The organism is Rhizobium sp. LEGMi-198b (assembly GCF_054114205.1).
The window spans coordinates 766,783-785,249 of sequence record NZ_JBSYVH010000003.1; the positions used below are offsets into that span (position 1 = coordinate 766,783).

The following is an 18,467-nucleotide window of genomic DNA, read 5'->3' on the forward strand; positions in this document are numbered from 1 at the left end:
AAGTCTCAATAGCCCAAGATCGGTGCTGAATCGCAATTCGGATGCCTCGCGACATAGTTCTTCTGTCGCGACTATGAAATGTCGCAGCGGCCTTTGCGTGTCGGAAAAGACATGCGACTTTGTTATCGACGATCCCTCTGACGACGATGTTATTGGATGCTAATCAAACGCCGTTACCTTCCCTCCCTCGGTTCGTTCGCCACTTTCGAAGTTGCGGCGAAGCATCTCAGCTTTACCCTCGCCGGGAACGAGCTCAACGTGACCCAGGCCGCCATTAGTCAGCAGATCCGCGGCCTCGAAAAATCGCTGGGTGTTACCTTGTTCATCCGCAAGCACAACAGCCTCGAACTGACATTCGATGGCCAACGGCTCTTGACTGCCGTCAGCGGCGGGCTGGACAAGATTTGCGATGCGATCAACGATATTAATGCTCCGTCTGATCTTCCCATGATCACCTGTTCGGGTACCAATGCGGCGATCGCTTTCTGGCTGAAATCCCTTGTGGACAGGTTCCGTTCCGAGCGGCTTGACGTGAGGTTCGTTCTTCTGGCGTCGGACGAGGACGACACATTGAGGAACTTCGACGAGGTCGATCTTTCCCTGATTTGTGGAAACGAACGCTGCGAGGTCGGGGAAAATCTCCGTTATCTCTTTCCGGATATTGTTCAACCGGTTTGCAGCCCGAATTATCTCGAACGCCACGGGCCATTTCCGGACCCCCTAAGCCTGGGGCACGCCGATTTGCTGGACCTGCATCGCAAGCACTGGACTTCTGATGCCATCGGCTGGCATCCAGTCACTTGGGACGATTGGTTTCGGGCGAACGGTCTCGATGTGCCGCACTTATCGCCCATCATGATCAGCAACAATTATCCGCTTCTCGTGAACGCAGCGATCAAGGGCGAGGGAATCGTTCTGGGGTGGCATCATCTCGTACGATCGCTGCTGGACGAAGGCGCGCTCCGCACATTGTTCGATGCCCCTCTTCGCGTCGATCGGGGATATTATTTGAAGGTGAACCGAGCATCCCTGGACAAGCCGCATGTGCAGGAATTCATCGATTTCGTTCTGACGGATCTTGCTGCTTCGGAACAAGGACACCAGCCTCGCGGAGTGGCGATGGGAGATATCCTCTGAGCTGGTTTGTCAACGCGATCCACCTCATCAAGACGGGCGTCGCGTCCGTCGAGGATTTCGATAAGGCGATGTGGCTGGACCTGGATTGCGGTGGGTAGCGAAGGGGCCGACGATGTTGTTCCACCTTGGAGCCGGTGAAGGGGGCTATCTTTTGCGAAAGGTACACCGAACGCTTTAATCGCAGGTGGGACGATCTCGGCGTCCTTCATCTTGGCCCGCCGCAGCGGGCATTTAGGAATGGAAGCGACGATTTAGGCGGCCGCAGATATGGCCATCGAACGCTCTCTGAATGAATGGCCTGTTCCGCCGTCCCGCTGGTTTGTCTCTGACGAGGTGGTGTTCCCTGTATGCTCGCCCGCCTATCTGTCGAACCATGCTCCCGTTACCGCTGTGGCGGATTTGTCCGACCATCACCTGCTTCACTCGTTCGATCCGCACCGCAAGCGGCTCAGTTGGGGAGAGTGGTTCAACCTCGTGGGGGCGGGATCGGTAGATGCAGCACCAAACATGGTGCTGAATGACTATCAATTGGTCATGCAGGGAGCCCTATCGGGGGAGGGGATTGCCCTTGGATGGAATTTCTCCGCCCAGCTCTTGCTTCAAAACAAGCTTCTGGTGAGGCCGTTAGACGTTTCGGTGAAGACGGGAGGCGCCTTCTTTCTGGTGGCCAACGAGCGTCGAACCGAACAGGATAAGCTCAACATCCTAGTGGAATGGTTTCTCTCGCAGACGGCGGACCTGCGCTAAGGCGATTGGTTTTCAACCGGTCTCATTGCACATACACCGGTACGACTGCAGAGGTTTCGTCGCGGTAGGGCAGGCGGATTTGGAAGCGGTGTTCGCCGCTCTGGATGGGCCAGAAGACAGGCCGGTCGGGGTCGGTGACGGCGAAGGGCTGGCCGTCGACATACCAGACGATTTGCGGCACATGCGGCTGGACATCGGCCTTCAGAGGCAGACGGTCGAAGGCGGCGGGCTGTTCCGGATTGCGCCAAATCTGACTGTTGCGCGCAGGTGTTGATATGGCGAGATGGATCTGCGGGTCGGAGGCATCGGCACCGGCGAGTGAATGGCTCCTCCCGGCTGCTGCACTGATCGGCAAAGATTTGAGGTTGGCGTCCGGACGAAGCGACGGCGCTGCCACCTTCGGCATCTCGTCAGGCTTAAGCCATTCCACCAGCGTCTGGCTGCAGGTGTTGTCATTTGACTGTCCATTGACGACGCAAACCTCCATCGGTTTGCGGTCTGGCGGCGTCGGAAAGCGCGCATCGGCGATGTCTCCGGGCTTGTTGCCATGAACCCGGTCGATGATCGCGTGCGCGAGGCGGGCGGCACTTCCGGCGCCGGTCATCCTGCTCATGGTGCCGGCATCACCGCGGCCGATCCAGACGCCGACGATGACTTTTTCGGAATAGGCCATCGCCCAGGCATCCCGGTAGCCTTGGGAGGTGCCGGTCTTGATCGCGACGGGGAAAGGATATTCCAGCGTGCCATAGCGGTGGAAGCTCGGCAGCCGGGCCTGCGGATCGGAGAGGAAGGACGTGATCAACCGGGCCGTATCGAGCGAAATGATCCGCACGGATTGGGATTGCGGCTGCTCGCGCGCCCAGCGCAGATCCTGCAATTGGCCGTCATTGGCCAGCGCGCCATAGGCCCGCATCAGCCTGTCCAGGCGTGTCGGCAGCGAGCCGATCGCCATCGAGAGGCCGAAATGATCGGCTGGGGTTTCAAGGTCGTGCAGGCCGAGATCGCGCAAAAAGCGGAATGTCGTCTCAAGACCGATGCTGCGCAGCAGATTAGTGGCGGGCACGTTGCGCGAATTGGCCAGTGCCTGGCGCGGCAGCATTGGCCCAAGGAATTCGCGGTCTGCATCGCCGATGCCCGACGCGCCTTCCGGCAAATCGAGCAACATGTCGGTCGGCTTCAGCACGCCGCGTTCGAAGGCCAGCGCATAAATGAACGGCTTGAGTGTCGACCCGGGCGAGCGCTGTGTCCGGGTGTAGTCGAACGCGCCGGCATGCCTGCCGTAATAATTGCTCGAACCCACCTGGGCGAGGACCTCGCCCGTTTGACGCGACACCACCATGACGCCGACCTGCTGTGCGCCTGCGGAGCGCCAGCCATCGAGATATTGGCGTGCGAGAGCGGTAACGTCTGTCTGCAGCGCAAGGTCGATGGTCGTGTGGATCAGCGGCGTATTTGCGGAGGCTGGTGCTATCTGGCCGTTCTCGATGAGGTCGTGATAGCGCAATATGAGATGCAGAGCATCCGGGCGGCGCGGCAGGTCGGGCATGCGCATGTCGGCGAGCTGGCGATGGGCGATTTCTGCCTCGTCGGCATTGATGATCTTCTGCTGCGCCAGCGTGTTCAGCATTTGGTGGCCGCGCTGAATCGCCCGGCGCAAGCCTTCCGGCCGCAGCGGGTTCATCCGGGTCGGTGATTGCGGGATGGCTGATAGCAGTGCGATCTCAGCCCAGGAAAGATCGGCCACCGGCTTGTCGAAATAGAGCCGTGCCGCATGGGCGATGCCGTGGCTGCCATTGCCGTAGGGTGCCAGCCGTAAGTATTGCGCCAGCATCGCCTCGCGGCCGTAGCGCAGGGTCAGCAACACACCGGTGCCGGCCTCGAGGATCTTGTGCATGAAGGTGCGCGATTCCGGCCGCTGCATCCGCGCCACTTGCATGGCAATGGTCGAGGCGCCCGAGCGGCGTCCCATGCCCTCAAGATTTTGCCAGGCGGCGCGGCCGATGGCATAGGGATCGACGCCAGCATGCCCGTAGAACCGCCTGTCCTCGAGTGCAAGCGTTGCCTTCACGACGCGGTCAGGCAGTTGCTCCAACGGCCAATAGCCATAATCGATGCGCCCGCTCTCCTTGTCGGCATGGCCGATCTGGGCGAGGAACGCGCCGCCGCGATCATAAAGTATCGGTGTCGGGGCGGGTGCATCCAGGTGAGCGCGCTGATTGATGAGACAGGCAAAGACCGAGGCACCAGCTGCGAGGATCAGCAGGGGGAAAAGAACGAGCTTCGATCGGCGGCTTCCCAAAAATGTCATTGCCCGGTTGCCTGGCTCCTTGTCTGATATCCATCCGATCGTGGCGGCTTATTTCGCCACCACGATCTGCACGGCCGCGCTCATTCCCTGCACGCCCTTCTGGTACATGGTTTCGGCGAAGGCCTGCGGCTGCGTATACGAGCCGGGGATCAAGGCGCGCGTCCGGTAGGCAAAGATATAGTTACCCTTCGGAAGCCTGTCGGAAGCGCAGAATACTTGGTCGTCGCCATAGGAAACCCAATCGGTCGGCAAGGTCGACGCTATTGCCGGCGTCGCTTCTGCCGGGGCCGTGGCTATATTGGGGTTCAGAGGATCGAGCCCTGCCGCTAGCGGCAGAGTGAGAGCCACATGGGTCCGATCTTCAGATACGACCAGTTCGACCCTCTCTTCCAGGACATCGCCGACCTTGAGCTGGATGGCACCGTTGGCATCGGGGGCCAGCTTTTCCAGCGGTGCGTTGCCTGCGGGGACGCGGTAGAGCGTGCGGGTAAGGGCAAAGCCCCGGCTCTGGACCTGCGCCTTGTAGCCGGCTTCGGCCGACAGATAGCTGGTTTCCACCAAAGCAAGCGCAGATGTAGACCCGGTATTGCTGATGGTGATGGCGCCCGGATCCAGCGTGACCTGACGCAGCACGGGTGTGTTGGCGTCCAGCGTCAGCGTTTGGACGCTGCCGTTCTGACTAAGCGTCAACGGCAACGGCGTCGTCGGCCGTTGCCAAGCGGCTGAAAGTGCTCGGATTGCCGCCGAAGTGGCGTTGGTCGAGCCCCAGCCGTCACCTTCGCCCAATCGCAACAGGGCGGTTTTCAAGGCGGGATAGCGCGGATCCGTTTCCGAGGTCAAAGCCGCCGCGCGCACCATTTCGGCCAGGCTGCGGGTTTCCGAAGGCAGGATAATGGGATTGCCCCCATCCTGTGCCTGCCCATTGTAAACCAACTGGCCATCGCGAGAGAGGATGCGTACGCGCGACCACATGGCGTCGGCCAAACCGCCGACAAGGCGTGGGTCGGCATCCGGCGCGGCGGCGGCCGCCGCCGTCATTCGGGCAACGCTGACATTCGGCATCAGGGCAGCCGAACGGGCCAGTTCCGCCGTATAGGCAGGGTCGAGCTTGCCGCCTTCGGCGAGCGCCGTCAGAGCCTCGACCCGTTCGCGAATCTCGTCGCCGGTGAGTAGATGCGGATAATCCGAGCGCAGCGATAGTTTCAGCACGCTCGCGAGGCGGTCGGTCAGCGCCTTGTCGGTGGGCTCGCCTGCCTTCTCGGCTGCGACCAGGAACGAATAGGCCCAGGCTGTCAGCGAGACATTGCCCTTGCTGTGCGGCCAGAAGCCTACAAGGCCATCGGCATCGACCGCCTGGCTGATGGCCAACACCGTGTTGTGCACGTCGCCGTCGATGCGCTTGTCAAGCTTCGCCGCCGCCAGAATGGGTTCGAAACTTTTGAAGGCCACGCCGGAGGAGGCCAAGGAGATCCGTTGTTCGGTGGAGCCGTAAGGGGATTCCACCAGAGTGTTGAGCCCGGCGACCAGCTTGACCAATGCCGGATCGGAAGCGAGCGTGATCGCGCGCTGAAACGATCCGGGGCGGACGTTTTCCTGCGGCGTCGACAGCGTCTTCGAACCGCCGGCCGGGATTTCGACGATCTCGTAATGCTTGATCGGCACGCGGTCGAATTTCAACGGCAGCGCAACTTCGACTGAATCCCGGGCATGGTCGGCCACCCGCTCGACTCCGAAACGCAGCCGCACGTCGTCCTTGCCGGGCTTTGGCTCCGGCACCGATGCGAGAACGCCGATATGAGCCGGCTTGTTCTGTTCCCAGTTAAACGAGAAATCCTTATTGCCCTCCAATGTCAGTCCATCGGAAACGATGGATGCCGCGCCGGTGCCGCCACCGCCCTCGACGACACGGGCAATGACGCCTGCCTCGAATTGGTCGCCATACCGGAGGAAGCGGGGCAGGGCGGGTTGGGCCACTATTTCCTGCCGGATCAGCATCTCGCCCGTACCGTAGCCGAAGCGGTCGGGACCGCTGACGGCCTTGGCGCGCAGCTTGAAGACAGTCAGCGAGTCCGGCAGCTTCACCTTGATCTTGGCGGTGCCATCCGGACCGACCTTTACGTCGGGAAGATAGATCGGCACCGGCGTAAAATTCTTGCGGACGGAAATATTGTTGTCCGTGCCCCAGTCTTCGCGCTCGTCGCCGCCCGGCACCTCATCCAGGGGAATGATGCCGAAGGCCATGTTGCGGGTATCGCGCAGCGCCATGGTGGATTGGCGCTTGACGATGAAATTCGGCAGCGGGTCCAGCGGTTGTTCGGTTGCAAGCGACAGCACGGCTTGGTCGACCATCCAGAAGGTGGCATCGCCAGCGATCGGCTGGCCCGTGTCGTCGGCCAGATGCAGCGTGACCTCCACTTCATCGCCGGGGCGGGCCTTCTTTGGATAATCCATGGTAACGGTGACGGTGTTCTTCACCGGCTTCACCGTCACCGTCTTCGTCGCGGCGATTGTCACAGGCTTGCCCTGGTCGAAGGGCGCGTTCGGCGATGGGATGCTGGTCTCCAGCCGGCCGCGCATGATGAGAAAGTGCACGGGAATTTCCGGCATATATTCCTTGCGGACGGGCAGCGCATAATGGCCGTATCCATCGGCGATATCGACCCAGTCATAGCGGAACTTCCCCTCGGGCTCTTCGACGACGGCCAGGGCGCGCGCTGTCTGGAAGGGGGATTGGATCAGCAGGTTGGCGGTTTCGCCGGGAATGTAGCTGTCCTTGTCCGTGGTGACGACCGCGGTGCGAGCGGGCGCCTGAGCCCAGGTGACCGGCGTGGTGCCGCCGACGAAGAAGTCGACGCTGACCTGCTGGCGGCGACCGATACGGTCGCTGGCTTCGAGCTGAATGATATAGACGCCCGCATCCTTCGCCTCGAGCGCCAGGGTCTGGATGTCCTTCGTGCTGGTGATCTTGCGCTCCAGGACGGTCTCATCCATTTCCTGCGTGACGTATTTCGCCGAGCCCTGGCTGAAGTCGCTCGCCTGCAGCGTCGACGTCCAGTTGCGATGGATCAGGCGCGCCGTCATCTCCAGCCCGGCGACGGGATCGCCATTGCCATCGACAGCAAGAATCTCAGGCTCGATGGCACCGGGCTTTGGCACATAGCGTGGCACCTTGAGACCAAGCACGAAGGGCGGGACGGCATAGACGTTGGTGATGCTGCGGACCTGCAGATCGTCGTCGCCGGTAACGGTCGCCTCAATCATGTAGCGGCGCGGTTGGGCCGTAGGCTCGATCGTCGTGTCGAAGCTGATGCGCGAGGCACCGCCGGCATCCGTGCTGCCATCTCGCTCAAGCGCCGGCGAGGATTTGAATTCATCGCCGCCGGAATAGCGGGAATCCGTCGAAAACAGGAAGCCTTCATGGCCCGGCGGCGTCCAATTGTAAGGATACTGCACGGCTCGCCAGCGAATGGGGCGATCTGCCAGCAGACCGCCGGCAAAATAACGCGCGATCAGGTCAACGTTGAAGGAGGAATCGAGCGGCACCGTTTGCGGATTGTTGAGCACGACTTCAAACGTCGGCAGGCGATAGGCTTCCTTCTTGAAGGAGATACTGCCGCATTGGGTCATGTTGTCAGCCGCGTCATCGGCACTATCGGCGGTCTGCGCAGAATCGGCTTGAGCGTCGTCTGCCTGACCATCATCTGCGTTGCTGTCGCTTGGTTGATCGTCTGCATTTTCGTCGTCATTACCGGATTTTTGCTCCGGTTGCGCCTGGTCCGTGGCCTGCGCCGTGTCACCCGGTTCGAAGTGCACTTTGTAGTCACCGGTCGCCGGCGTCTCGGCGTCGAATTTGTGGTAGAAGTCACCGAAGGCGTCCAGCTTTACGGGTACGCGCCATTCCTGCTTGTCGGGGCCGGTGATCACGATCTGCCCGCCTTGTGTCGGCAGCGTCAGGTGGCCGCCGAGATAGCTGCGGACATATCCCTTGATATGAACCGGTTCCTCTGGTCGGTAGATCGGCCGCTCTGTGAAGACGTGGCATAGGGTGCGGGCCTGCTCGGCGCGATTTTCCTCTGGATTGGTGGTCCAATCCAGCCAGGAGGTCGACGGCTTGGTCCAATTATCCTGGGCATATTGGGCTGGCGCGTTATCGGGGTCGATGACGAGAGTATCGAGCCCCTTCGTCACGACGACACGCCGGATCTTAGCCTCGGCGCGCTGCTGCAGCTCCCAGGAGAAGAAGCCTTGCGCGTCCGTCGTGCCGGTTGCGAGTGTGACGAACTTGCCGTCTCTCAAGCCGTCGAGCCGAATTTGTGCGCCGTCGATCGGATTGCCCTTGGCAAGAGAGGTGACGGCAAAGCGAACCCGGTCCTGCTCCTCGACCGCACTCAAGGTCAGGTCGGTGACCTGCACGCGAAGCCAATGGCGGGTCTGACTGTCTACCGCGCGCAGGCCGACGAGATAAGTCCCGGGTTGGTCCGCTCCGGCAATCCTGGCAAAAGAGGATTTCAGATCCAGGCCGAATTTGGTGTCGACGCCGCCTCTGTGAATCGGCAGGTCCATGAATTGGGAAATAGCGGGCGAACCCAGGGCCTTGACGCGTGCCTGGATCGCGTCGGCTGAGATCTCATCGCTTTCAGCCCATTTCTGCGGCTCCTTGCCAGGCAAGGGTGGTGCTTCGTCGTCGTTCGTATCGAGGCCGGCTTGCGGGAAAGGCCAAAAATCGCGGGATAGCGGATCAATCGCATGGATGCGCACATCGGCCCTGTCATAGCCGCGCCCGCGCAACGGCACGAGTTGCGGGCCAAAGCGCTCGACCACGCCCTGCGACGCGTCCCAGACAAGCGAGGCCTGTTCCGGCGCGAAGGCGAATTTCCGGCTGAAGCCGGTAGCCAGCGGTCTGCCACGGTCGTCGGTCAGGGCACCGGCGGCTACATCGAGTGTATAGATCTTGTCTGTAAGAAAGCGGCCATGGATATAAAGACGCCCGTTGCTTGCATCTGCCGTCAGATCGTCCACGGGCGGAGAAATGCGCAGCGAGTCCCGCACAGACAATTGTTCGCCAGCCACTGGATTGCTGGAAAATCGGAAGATCAACCCACGAGCTTCGCCCGATCGCGTGGCCGGTGCCGCATCGGCATTGTCGACGGGGTTGCCATTATCATCGACTGCACCGCCGGAATCGCTGACGGTGGCGTTGGACGTGCAGCGCATGATGCCATCGCTTGTGGTGGCGTCGAAGCCTCGCCCGCAATCGGAGCTGATCATGGTGAAGGGCACGGCGGTGCGCACACGCAGCTCAAAGGTCTGATCGCTGAAATCTGGCGTATCGGCAAGCTTCAGCCGCAGAATGGCGATGCGGCCATCGGGCACGCTCGCATGCAGTTTCACCATATAGGATTGCTGGTCGCTGCGGCTGTTGCGTTCAAGCGGCTGGATATCGAAATCCTGCGCTCCCAACATCAAACCGCCTTCGTCGCCGATGCCTGGCGCCGGCCGCAGTTCTATCGACAGAAGGCGGCTCAGCGCCGCTACGTCGACGGGTTCGGCAAAGGTCAACGTGATCTGGTCAAGCTCGTTGATGGGATCACCGGCCGCGGCCGGGACGGTGGATACCGGTACCGGCAGCAGCGGTATCAATTCCGTCTCGCCGCCAGCGTCCTTTTCGTGACCCAGCATCTTGATCTTGACGCGTGCGAGAGGCTGCCATTTGTCGGCGGGCCTGAATTGCAGGGCGCGCGGGCCCAGCCATTGCCAGGCACCGGCGGCCGCCGGTTCCATCGTCACAAAACGCTCGGGCGAGTCTTCCGGGCCACCGGTTGCGGGGCCGGTGTCCGTGGGAAAGAAGATCGTTACCGGATCATAGGCGCGAAGGAACTTCTCCGGCACGATTTTGACGCCGTCGGCGCGTTGCAGAACATCCAGCGTCGGCGAAGTAGCGCTTTGCTGCGCGTGGCTGCTTGAGATCAGCGTTGAAGACGCAAGGGCGAGGGCAATGAGAAATACAATCTTTTTCATTGGTTTTCACTTCAATCCCGTGGGCTTCAAACCGGCGCGCTGCAGATAATCATTGATAATTTCAGGCGGCGGACCTGCTGGCGGTGGTGATAATCCAACCACCGAGGGCCTGACGACGAGCGTCGGTGCGTCGGCCGGTGCACGCGCCTCCAGGAGGTAATAGCCTGCCGTTAGCTGCTTGAGCTGATTGACGCCTTCGCCGAGCACCTGGCCTTTGGCATCCAGCAGGCGGCCGATGGCAAGGTCCGGATCGGAACGCAGGCCGACACCGATATTGCCGCTATTCTTGACCTCGAAGCCAAACAAGGCCGTCGCACCCGGCGCTAGCACCACCGGGGCTCCGACGCCGTCATTCACCGGGACGACCGGTGTTGCCGTCATATCCAGACTGCCCGACAAGGGGCCTTCGTGCGTGGAATAGAGCGTCAGGACCGCCTCGCCCGCCGCGAGATAGCGGTGGAATTCGGCGCCCGTCGGAAAAAGCTGCAAGTCTCGGTGACCATTTTGCTCCAATCCGACAATGACAGGGGCGTCGGTGCTGACATCAAGCACGATCGGCGGATCCGGATCGAGGCGGAAGGCCATGGCCTCGCCTTCAAGCGTTACGCTCTGCGGCAGGGTCGTCGTTTTTGGCTCGGGCTTCGGCCAGGGCGACTTGCCGCCACGCTCCAGCCACAGGGCCACAAGTCCGGCATTGTGATCGACGATCAACTGGCCGGGACCGGACACCGGGATGTGGTCGCCACGTAAGACCCGACCGTCGGCCTCAACAAAGGTCGCCGCGCCGCCGGAGACGTTCAGGACATCTCCCTTCATGGCATCAACCGCGATTTCTTCCGATCCGACCGTGCCGAAGAAGCGGCGCTTGATCTGATCGTTGCCGAGGGTAATGGCCTGTCCCGGCGACAGGCTGACGCGCGCGGAGGCTGCATCATTCGTCAGGTTGACCAGCCAGATTTCTTCGGCTGACGTCGCGATGCTGCGCGACAGGGGCGCCGCACCGGACCAGACGTTCAACAACTGAGTGGTTGAAGGGGCAGAAACGACGGCGATCCCGGGCGCCAGGTCGAGCGTGAGCCGTTTCACCCCATTCGTCAGCTTCACCGGCCGCGCGCTAAGGGCTGGAATGGTCGCCGTATAGGTGCCATTTAGCTGCACCACCTCGAGTTCCGCCGCATCGATTGGCCTAAGCCGCATCTGCAGGCTTTCGTCGCTTGCCGCGTTCCAGACACGCAGATCCCGGTTATCGGCGAGGGCGACAGCGCTGTTGAGGCTGACACCCATACCGCGTCCGGCCGTCAGTCCCGGCTGTCCAAAGGCCGAATCCGCGCGCCACAATCTTACTTTGCCTGGCATCGGAGATGTGGCGGGAACAACCGCCTGATCTCCCGGCGCAAGTGTCAGCGCGATCTCGGCATTGGTCTGTGCAGGGCTGACCTGCACATGTCCTGCTGCGCGCGAGACTAGCCATAGACGATCCGACTGCGGAGCAAACAATCCTGACGTGGCTGCCGTAAGCGGGCGATCGGCGCTTGCGCCCACAAGCAAATCCGCAGTGGCGCCGAGGTCTACAATGCCTGCCGATGGTGCATGCGCGAGTCCGACGTTCAGCGAAAGCCCAAGGCCGTCGATGGTGGTGGGCTCCAGAGAGACATCGCCGGGCTCATGCATATCGCGGGCGATACTGCGCGCGGCGATCTTGATGGGTGCGGTTCCGCCATCAAGGGTCCAGACCGATGCGCGCCATTGTGCTTCTTTCTCGGATGCAGGCCAGGCGATAACGGGCGAGCGGCCACGGGCAAAGGCTTGTGGCTTCCAATTGCCGTCGCCGTCCCGCTTTTCGACGGAGAGAACAAGGTCGCTGGTGGATTGAGCCGCCACCAGCGCCAGTTGGTCCTTTCCATTGGCCGGCAGGGGAAATATAAAGACGGAAGCGCCTGTGACTTCGGCTGTGCCATTCTCGGCAAGCGCTGGCTGTAGCTGCTCCTGCGGCAGGGCGAATTGAACCTCGATGTCCAAGGCATTGGCCTGATCGTCGCCTGCTGCCTCTTGGCCATCGCCGTTGGAGTCTGCTTCCGAATTGTCGGAATTGTCATCCGATTGGTTGCCCGTGCCCGCGGCTGCTGCTTGATCGAGGGCGAGTGTATAGGATCCGGCCGGTAGACGGGTCGACAGCGCGATGTTCCAGTCATCACTGCGCCCAGTCAGCCGCTCCAGGACGGTGCCATGTTCATCCTTCAGCACGCCCTTGATTTCGCTGTGGCCGAACGTACCGAGGCTGACGACACGGTCCGTCCCGACATTGAAGGAAAGCTCGGCGGGAAGGTTGACGAAGCGCGCCTCGCCGGGCTGGAGGTCCTTGGTGTTCAGGGAAATCTGGTAATCCAATCGGTCATCGTGAGCGAGGCTCATGAGATCGATCCGATAATGTCCGGCCTTCAACTTGCCGGTGAACCGCGGAGCGGCGACGAAGCGGGCGATCTGCTCCTTATCGTCGCGAAACAGGGTGCCGATCATGCCTTCGGTCAGATCGATGCTGATATCCGCATCGGCAAGGAGATCGAAAGTCCAGCTATCGGGAACCCGCGCGTCGCCCTTGCTCTGAGGCTCGCGCCATTGAAATGCCTGGGGCTGATTGAAGGCTAGCGGGTGTGGTCCGTGGCCCTGTAGCTGCGGCGGGTCGATCACGGGCCTCAGCCGCGCGACAAACCGCGTGTCGACGTCGCGCGGCAAGATCACGAGGCGGTAGTGCCCGGGCGTAAAATCCTCATTAAGGCTGGAGAGTGGGCCTGGCGGGGTGAGTGGCCAACCCTCCTCATCCTCCAGGCGAGCGGTGAGATCGCCGCCAAGGGAATAGAGATCAAGCTGATACGATCCCGCGCTCGCGATCTCGATCGGCACGATGGCGCCGCGTCCGCCGGAGAGAATTCCGCGGCTGGTGCCGTCGGCGACCAGGGTTGCGGCCGTCAAAAGCGAAGCCGGGGTAACGGCAATGCCAAGATGCCCGGAAGAATTCTGCGCGGACACATCGACCTGATAGGTTCCCGCGCGCAGATAGGTTTGCAGTAGCGCGTTGTGGCCATCGCCATTATCGGACGCTTCCCCCAGCCCCGGCAGGAATGACGTGCCAAGACGCAGTGACGTCTGCAAACGGCCGAGGGTCTCGACGCGATAAAGCCCCCCTTCCGCAACATCCACCCGGTAGGTTTTCTGCGCGTTTTCGGCGAGATCGAGAAACAGGCGTTGACCGGCAATCAGCGGAGATGCGGGTGCTGGCTGCACGCTCTTCCGCGCCGCAGCGGCATCAGCCTGCCAGGTGACGACTATGGACCGGGCAGCGGCCGGAGCAGGGAAGCGCAGCGTCAACGTCCGGCCTTTTGCATCTACCCGTTGGTTGCTGGTAGCAAAAGCGACCGGCATATTGTGCATGTCGACGGCGGCGATAGTCCCCCCGGCGGGCACATGGACGTCGATGCGCAAATCTGCTGGTGATGCCGGTCGCGACAGGGCATTCGCATCATCGGAGGCGCTGCCTTTCACCTGCGGCACGGGCGCTGGGATATTCGAATTGGGCTGGTTCTGCAGGGGCTGCGGCTGAGCAGAAGCATCTGTGGGCTGCCAAAGCGCCAGGGGCCGCGCCTGCAGGTCTGCGGGCAGGGCAACGGCACGAGGCCCGGTCAGCAGGCCGGGCGCGGCATTGGTGATGATCTCATAGCGCGTGGCCTTTTCGGCTTCCCGGATGCCAAACGAAATAGTCGTGCGAGCCGGGGCGGCGGGTTGTGGCGGCGGCGCAAGACCCGGTGTGCCGAAGGTGAGGTCGACGATGCCGATTGCATCATTGTCGGGCAGCAGGCGCAGCAGATAGTAGCCGGCGTTTAGATCGAAACGATCGGGATTGCGGCCATCGGCGCGCGGGGCATTGCCAACCAGAATCGGGCTGATGTCGGCATGCACGGCAACGCCCGAGGTGCGGATCGCGATCTGGCCTGCTTGTGTCATCTCGAACAGCAGCGAGGTCGGCCCGCGCAAATTGAAGCGCCGCCGCCAAGCCTGGCCTGGACCCAGATGAGGCGTGTCAGAGGCCACGATGGTGGCTTTGCCGCTGGCATCCTGGCGCAAGAGCAGAGCCGTGGCCGGAATTTCATCGCCGCCTTCGCCAGCAACGTCGAGACTGATGAGATTGGGCACCGAGCCGTCGAATTGGGTCTGGTTGCTGAACCGCAGCCCCCGAACCTGGAAATGCTGGCCTTCATAACCGGAGACTTCGACAATGCTCGGCTGACTGTCCGTCGATAGCGAAAGCGTGGCGGTCGGTTCACGATTCGATTTGCCGATTGCAGCACTTTGAAAGCTAGTCGCCGTGCTGGAAATCCGACCGGCCCGGAGCACCGCCGGTGCCGATTGCGGCAGCTCGAGCCGGAAGGTATCGAGATCCGCCGGAGCGTCAAAGCGTATCGACCCAAAAGGCCCGATGTCGCCTTCGGCAATCCCTCCGGCCAGCGACCTCTGCGTGCCGGTGCGGATATGGAATGGCTCAGCCATGTCCGAGTTGGTCCAGACAAGCTTCTGGCCGCCATAGGCCGTCACGAGGTAATGCCCGGGCTCGACCGTTCCCGTCAGCGTTGCCCGGGTCATGGGGAGACCCGGCTTCAGTTCAAAGATCGACATTTTCGGAGAGAGATCGACAATGTCGGTGCCGTTTCGCCACAAGCGCAGATCCTGAAGCGAGCGTCCGACCGCTTCTATATCGACGCGCCCGGATTCGGGAATGTCGATCCAGTAGGATCTTTGTTGCAGGTCGCTTAGATCGGCATGGATGGGGGTGATGGAGGTCAAAGCGGCGTCAGGCTGTTCAAGCTCCTGGTAGGCTTGTGCGGTAAGCTTGGCTTCGCCAGCGGCTCCCTTGGCTCCGAACACACGGATCTTATAGATGCCTTTGTCGAGCAGCGCATCGATCCGGCCGTCGCTGACGCCAGGTGCGCCCATGCGGTCCCCTGGTCCCGCGATCATATCGACAAGCTGCAGTGCCACACCGGACGTGCTCTGTGTGCGGATGGTGATATGGCCGGGCGTGTCGACGGTTAGCAAGGTGCTGCCATCTTGATCGGCAGGCAATTGATCCAACGCCAAATGCGGCTGCGACACGGGCCGGGGCAGGGCTTTGGGGGACGCTGGTTGAGATGCCGCGGCAACCGATGGCGCGGGTGTATCTTGTGCCGCCGCCGACTGTGTCGCCGGTGCTGTTGATGCCGCAGGTTCGACGCCCTGGGCAGCTTCGGGAGGCTGCTGGCTTGGAGGAGCGCTCGTAGCTTTCAGCGCCGCAAGACGTGTCTGATAGCTTGTTGCCAGGCATGTCGACAGCCGGACCGGGTCGGTGTCCACACAGGATTTATTACGGTCCGCCAACCAGCGGCGCTGTTGCTGGCGCAGGTCGTTCAGTTTTGTCGGGTCTCCGCTTAGATCCATCAGCGCCTGACGATAGGCGACCGCCAAGGCGGTATCCTGAGCAATTAGGGCTGGAGAAGTACAAATCGCCTTTTCGATAACGGTCTGTGCCTTGCTGCAATCAAAAGATTGCGCGTGGCAGACCGTCGAAAAAAGACCACAACCGAGACCAACAAGCACGCGAAGGCGGGAGACGAAAGTCATGAACAACTCGTTTCTTAGGTGGCCAGCACGTTAGTCAATATGAACTATCGTTGATCAAGACAAGAGCGCCACAGCGGATGCATCAAGCTGAGAACCGTCAACGAACTAAATGTTTGATGGCGGGACTGCGATACCCTTTCCGGCTGCCCCGAAGGCGGATAATGCAAGTGGATCCGTGCGCGCTGCGGACCGGCATTCATGGCCAAAGTTGATCAATTCAACCTCTTGGCCCCTGACCGGTTTCCGGTCCCCCTGGCATCTCCGGAGTTACTGAGAAAGCGAGGGGCGCAAAGGCTTCCGGTCTTTGTTTGGGGCCAGCTTCTTCTATTCAGAGACGACAGTTATGCCGTAAACGACCGGGCTCCGGTGCCAGCGCGCCTAAGACCGTGGTAGGATGCTCAGCTCTCTGTATCGAAGGGGTGGGCAGAGAAATGGAGAGGCGTCTCGCCGCGATACTTTCCGCTGACGTCGTTGGCTATAGTCGCCTCATGGGAGTGGATGAGGGCGGTACGCTTGAGCGGTTGAAGGCATGCCGTCGGGACCTCATCGATTCCGCCATCAAAGAGCACCATGGCCGGATCATCAAGCTGATGGGCGACGGCGCGCTGGTCGAATTTGCTAGTGTTGTGGACGCGGTTCAATGCGCGGCCGTAATCCAGCGGAGTATGTCCAGCAGAGACCAGGGAGTTTCCGAGGAACAGCGCATTCGGTTTCGCATCGGGGTCAATCTCGGCGACATCATTGTTGAAGGCGATGACATCTATGGCGACGGCGTCAACATAGCCGCCCGCCTGCAAGGCATTGCCGAACCTGGCGGAATTTTCATATCCGGCGCCGCATTCGACCAAGTCGCACACAAGGTCGATGTCGGCTTTTCGGCGCTCGGCGAGCATCGGCTGAAGAACATAGCGGATCGGGTTCGCGTCTACCGCGTTCTGCTTGACCCAGTCCACACTGGCAAGGTCGTCTTTGCCCCTCGGGCAAAGTCGCGAGGTATGGCGCTGTTGGCTCTCGCAGCGCTATTGATCGCAACCACCGCGGCTGTCGTCGCATGGCAATGGCTTTACAAGCAACGCCCATCGATCGCAGTGCTGCCCTTTGCCAACTTGAGTGACCAAACTCAGGATTATTTCGCCGATGGTATTACCGACAACCTGATTACCGATCTAACCAGGCTGTCGAAACTTGACGTCATCTCCCAGAATTCCGTCTTTGCCTACAAGGGTAAGCCCCACGTTCTGGCAGACATACGCCGTGATCTCGGCGTGCGCTTTGTTGTGGAGGGCAGCGTGCAGCGAATTGGCGACCTGATGCGCGTCAACGCGCAACTGATCGATACTAACAGCGGCGACCATCTGTGGGCCAATCGGTTTGACCGCAGCGGGGCGGACGTGTTTGCCGTGCAGGACTCGATGAGCCGCCAGATCGCCAATGCACTCGGTCTGAAGCTGACGTCGTCCGAGGCGGAGCGAATTGCGCGTCCGCCGACCGCCAATCTCGAGGCATATGATTATTATCTGCGTGCCGAGCAGGCGGCCCGTACCGGACGTCGTTCCCTGATGCTGGAGGCATTGGCGCTGTTTGACAAGGCTGAGGCACTGGACAGCGGCTTTGCCGAAGCCTTCGCGTCCGATGCGCACGCGACGGCCTATGTCTGGCGAAGCGCGTATGATGACGTCCTCCAGAGCGCCCTGGCGCGAAAAAGGGCCTATGACAAGGCAAGTCGCGCTCTTGCCCTCGATCCTGAACTACCGTCGCCGTATGCGGTCCTCGCCATCATGCAGGTCGTGGATCGACGTTACGAGCAGGCTATCGCCTCGGCGCAGAAGGCCGTGTCGCTCGGCCCCGCCGATGCCGAAGCCCATATGGCGGTCGCATATGTTCAAATGATCTCGGGCAATCACGCCGACGCCGCTGCGGCCGTCGAGAAGGCGCTCAGGTTCGATCCGAACCTCTCCGCCATCGATCGATACACGGCTGGCATGATTTTTTATCTGCAGCGCGATTACGAGAGGGCGATAGATAGTTTCAAACGCGCGGGCTACGGCTCTCAAGGCAACGGCGAGTTCGTTACCCCACTCGCCATGGCCTATGTCCGTGTCGGTCGCATTGATGAGGCTCGAGCGACTGTCGCCGAAGCCGAACGTCTTCTCGGGGGGCGCGACAGCATCGCGGCCTGGCGGCTCGGCAATGCCCATTTCAGGGAAGAGGATTTGGCATTTATCCTAGACGCGCTGCGCGAGGCCGGGCTGCCGGAATGGCCGTTCGGCTTCCAGGGCGACGAGCAATATCGGTTGAAGGGTCCCGAGATCGCGGCCGCCGTCATGGGCAAACTTCTGCGGGGAAAGACCGAGCCGACCGAAAGCCCTGCGCTCATGCAAGTCCAACTGGACGGCAAGGCCGCATTCCGCTCGGCATCCCAGATGATGACCGAGAAGGTTTCTGTCAAAGGGGACCTGCTTTGCGAGCAAAGTGAAAATGCATTTGGCCGACCCGATTGCGGCCCGGTCTATAGACATGCAAATCCGGCCGACGAAACCAGCTATGCTTACGTGAATTCGACCAAGGTCTTCTATTTTTCGCCTGCCCAATAGAGCCTTTTTAGTGG

The 18,467-nt window shown here is 61.2% G+C and carries 6 protein-coding genes; 3 read left to right on the forward strand and 3 right to left on the reverse strand.

What is annotated here, in order from left to right:
* Positions 1 to 156 precede the first annotated feature (156 nt).
* Positions 157 to 1,137, forward strand: coding sequence for a LysR family transcriptional regulator (locus ACXHXG_RS16360; protein WP_457899974.1), 981 nt, complete (start codon positions 157 to 159; stop codon positions 1,135 to 1,137).
* A gap of 267 nt (positions 1,138 to 1,404) precedes the next feature.
* Positions 1,405 to 1,884: a LysR substrate-binding domain-containing protein gene (locus ACXHXG_RS16365; protein WP_104827567.1), complete on the forward strand. Its 480-nt coding sequence runs from the start codon at positions 1,405 to 1,407 to the stop codon at positions 1,882 to 1,884.
* A gap of 22 nt (positions 1,885 to 1,906) precedes the next feature.
* Here the strand turns inward: ACXHXG_RS16365 and ACXHXG_RS16370 are convergent, their stop codons facing one another.
* From ACXHXG_RS16370 to ACXHXG_RS16380, 3 genes are read right to left on the reverse strand one after another with little or no spacing between them, the layout of a single operon-like run.
* Positions 1,907 to 4,192: a transglycosylase domain-containing protein gene (locus ACXHXG_RS16370; protein ID WP_457899975.1), complete on the reverse strand. Its 2,286-nt coding sequence runs from the start codon at positions 4,190 to 4,192 to the stop codon at positions 1,907 to 1,909.
* 48 nt (positions 4,193 to 4,240) lie between these two features.
* Entirely contained in the window at positions 4,241 to 10,210 is a 5,970-nt protein-coding gene (locus tag ACXHXG_RS16375) for an alpha-2-macroglobulin (protein ID WP_457899976.1), read from the reverse strand.
* Between the two features lie 6 nt (positions 10,211 to 10,216).
* Positions 10,217 to 15,859, reverse strand: a complete 5,643-nt coding sequence (locus ACXHXG_RS16380; protein ID WP_457899977.1) for a lysozyme inhibitor LprI family protein — start codon at positions 15,857 to 15,859, stop codon at positions 10,217 to 10,219.
* A gap of 431 nt (positions 15,860 to 16,290) precedes the next feature.
* Here ACXHXG_RS16380 and ACXHXG_RS16385 point away from each other — a divergent pair, with 431 nt between their 5' ends.
* Positions 16,291 to 18,453 carry an adenylate/guanylate cyclase domain-containing protein gene (locus ACXHXG_RS16385; RefSeq protein ID WP_457899978.1) on the forward strand — a complete coding sequence of 721 codons (2,163 nt, stop codon included), beginning with the start codon at positions 16,291 to 16,293 and terminating at the stop codon, positions 18,451 to 18,453.
* Positions 18,454 to 18,467 lie beyond the last annotated feature (14 nt).

Coding starts and splice junctions, on each gene's coding strand:
- ACXHXG_RS16380 (WP_457899977.1), bottom strand. CDS start 15,859: ATGACTTTCGTCTCCCGCCTTCGCGTGCTTGTTGGTCTCGGTTGTGGT.
- ACXHXG_RS16375 (WP_457899976.1), bottom strand. CDS start 10,210: ATGAAAAAGATTGTATTTCTCATTGCCCTCGCCCTTGCGTCTTCAACG.
- ACXHXG_RS16365 (WP_104827567.1), top strand. CDS start 1,405: ATGGCCATCGAACGCTCTCTGAATGAATGGCCTGTTCCGCCGTCCCGC.
- ACXHXG_RS16360 (WP_457899974.1), top strand. CDS start 157: ATGCTAATCAAACGCCGTTACCTTCCCTCCCTCGGTTCGTTCGCCACT.
- ACXHXG_RS16385 (WP_457899978.1), top strand. CDS start 16,291: ATGGAGAGGCGTCTCGCCGCGATACTTTCCGCTGACGTCGTTGGCTAT.
- ACXHXG_RS16370 (WP_457899975.1), bottom strand. CDS start 4,192: ATGACATTTTTGGGAAGCCGCCGATCGAAGCTCGTTCTTTTCCCCCTG.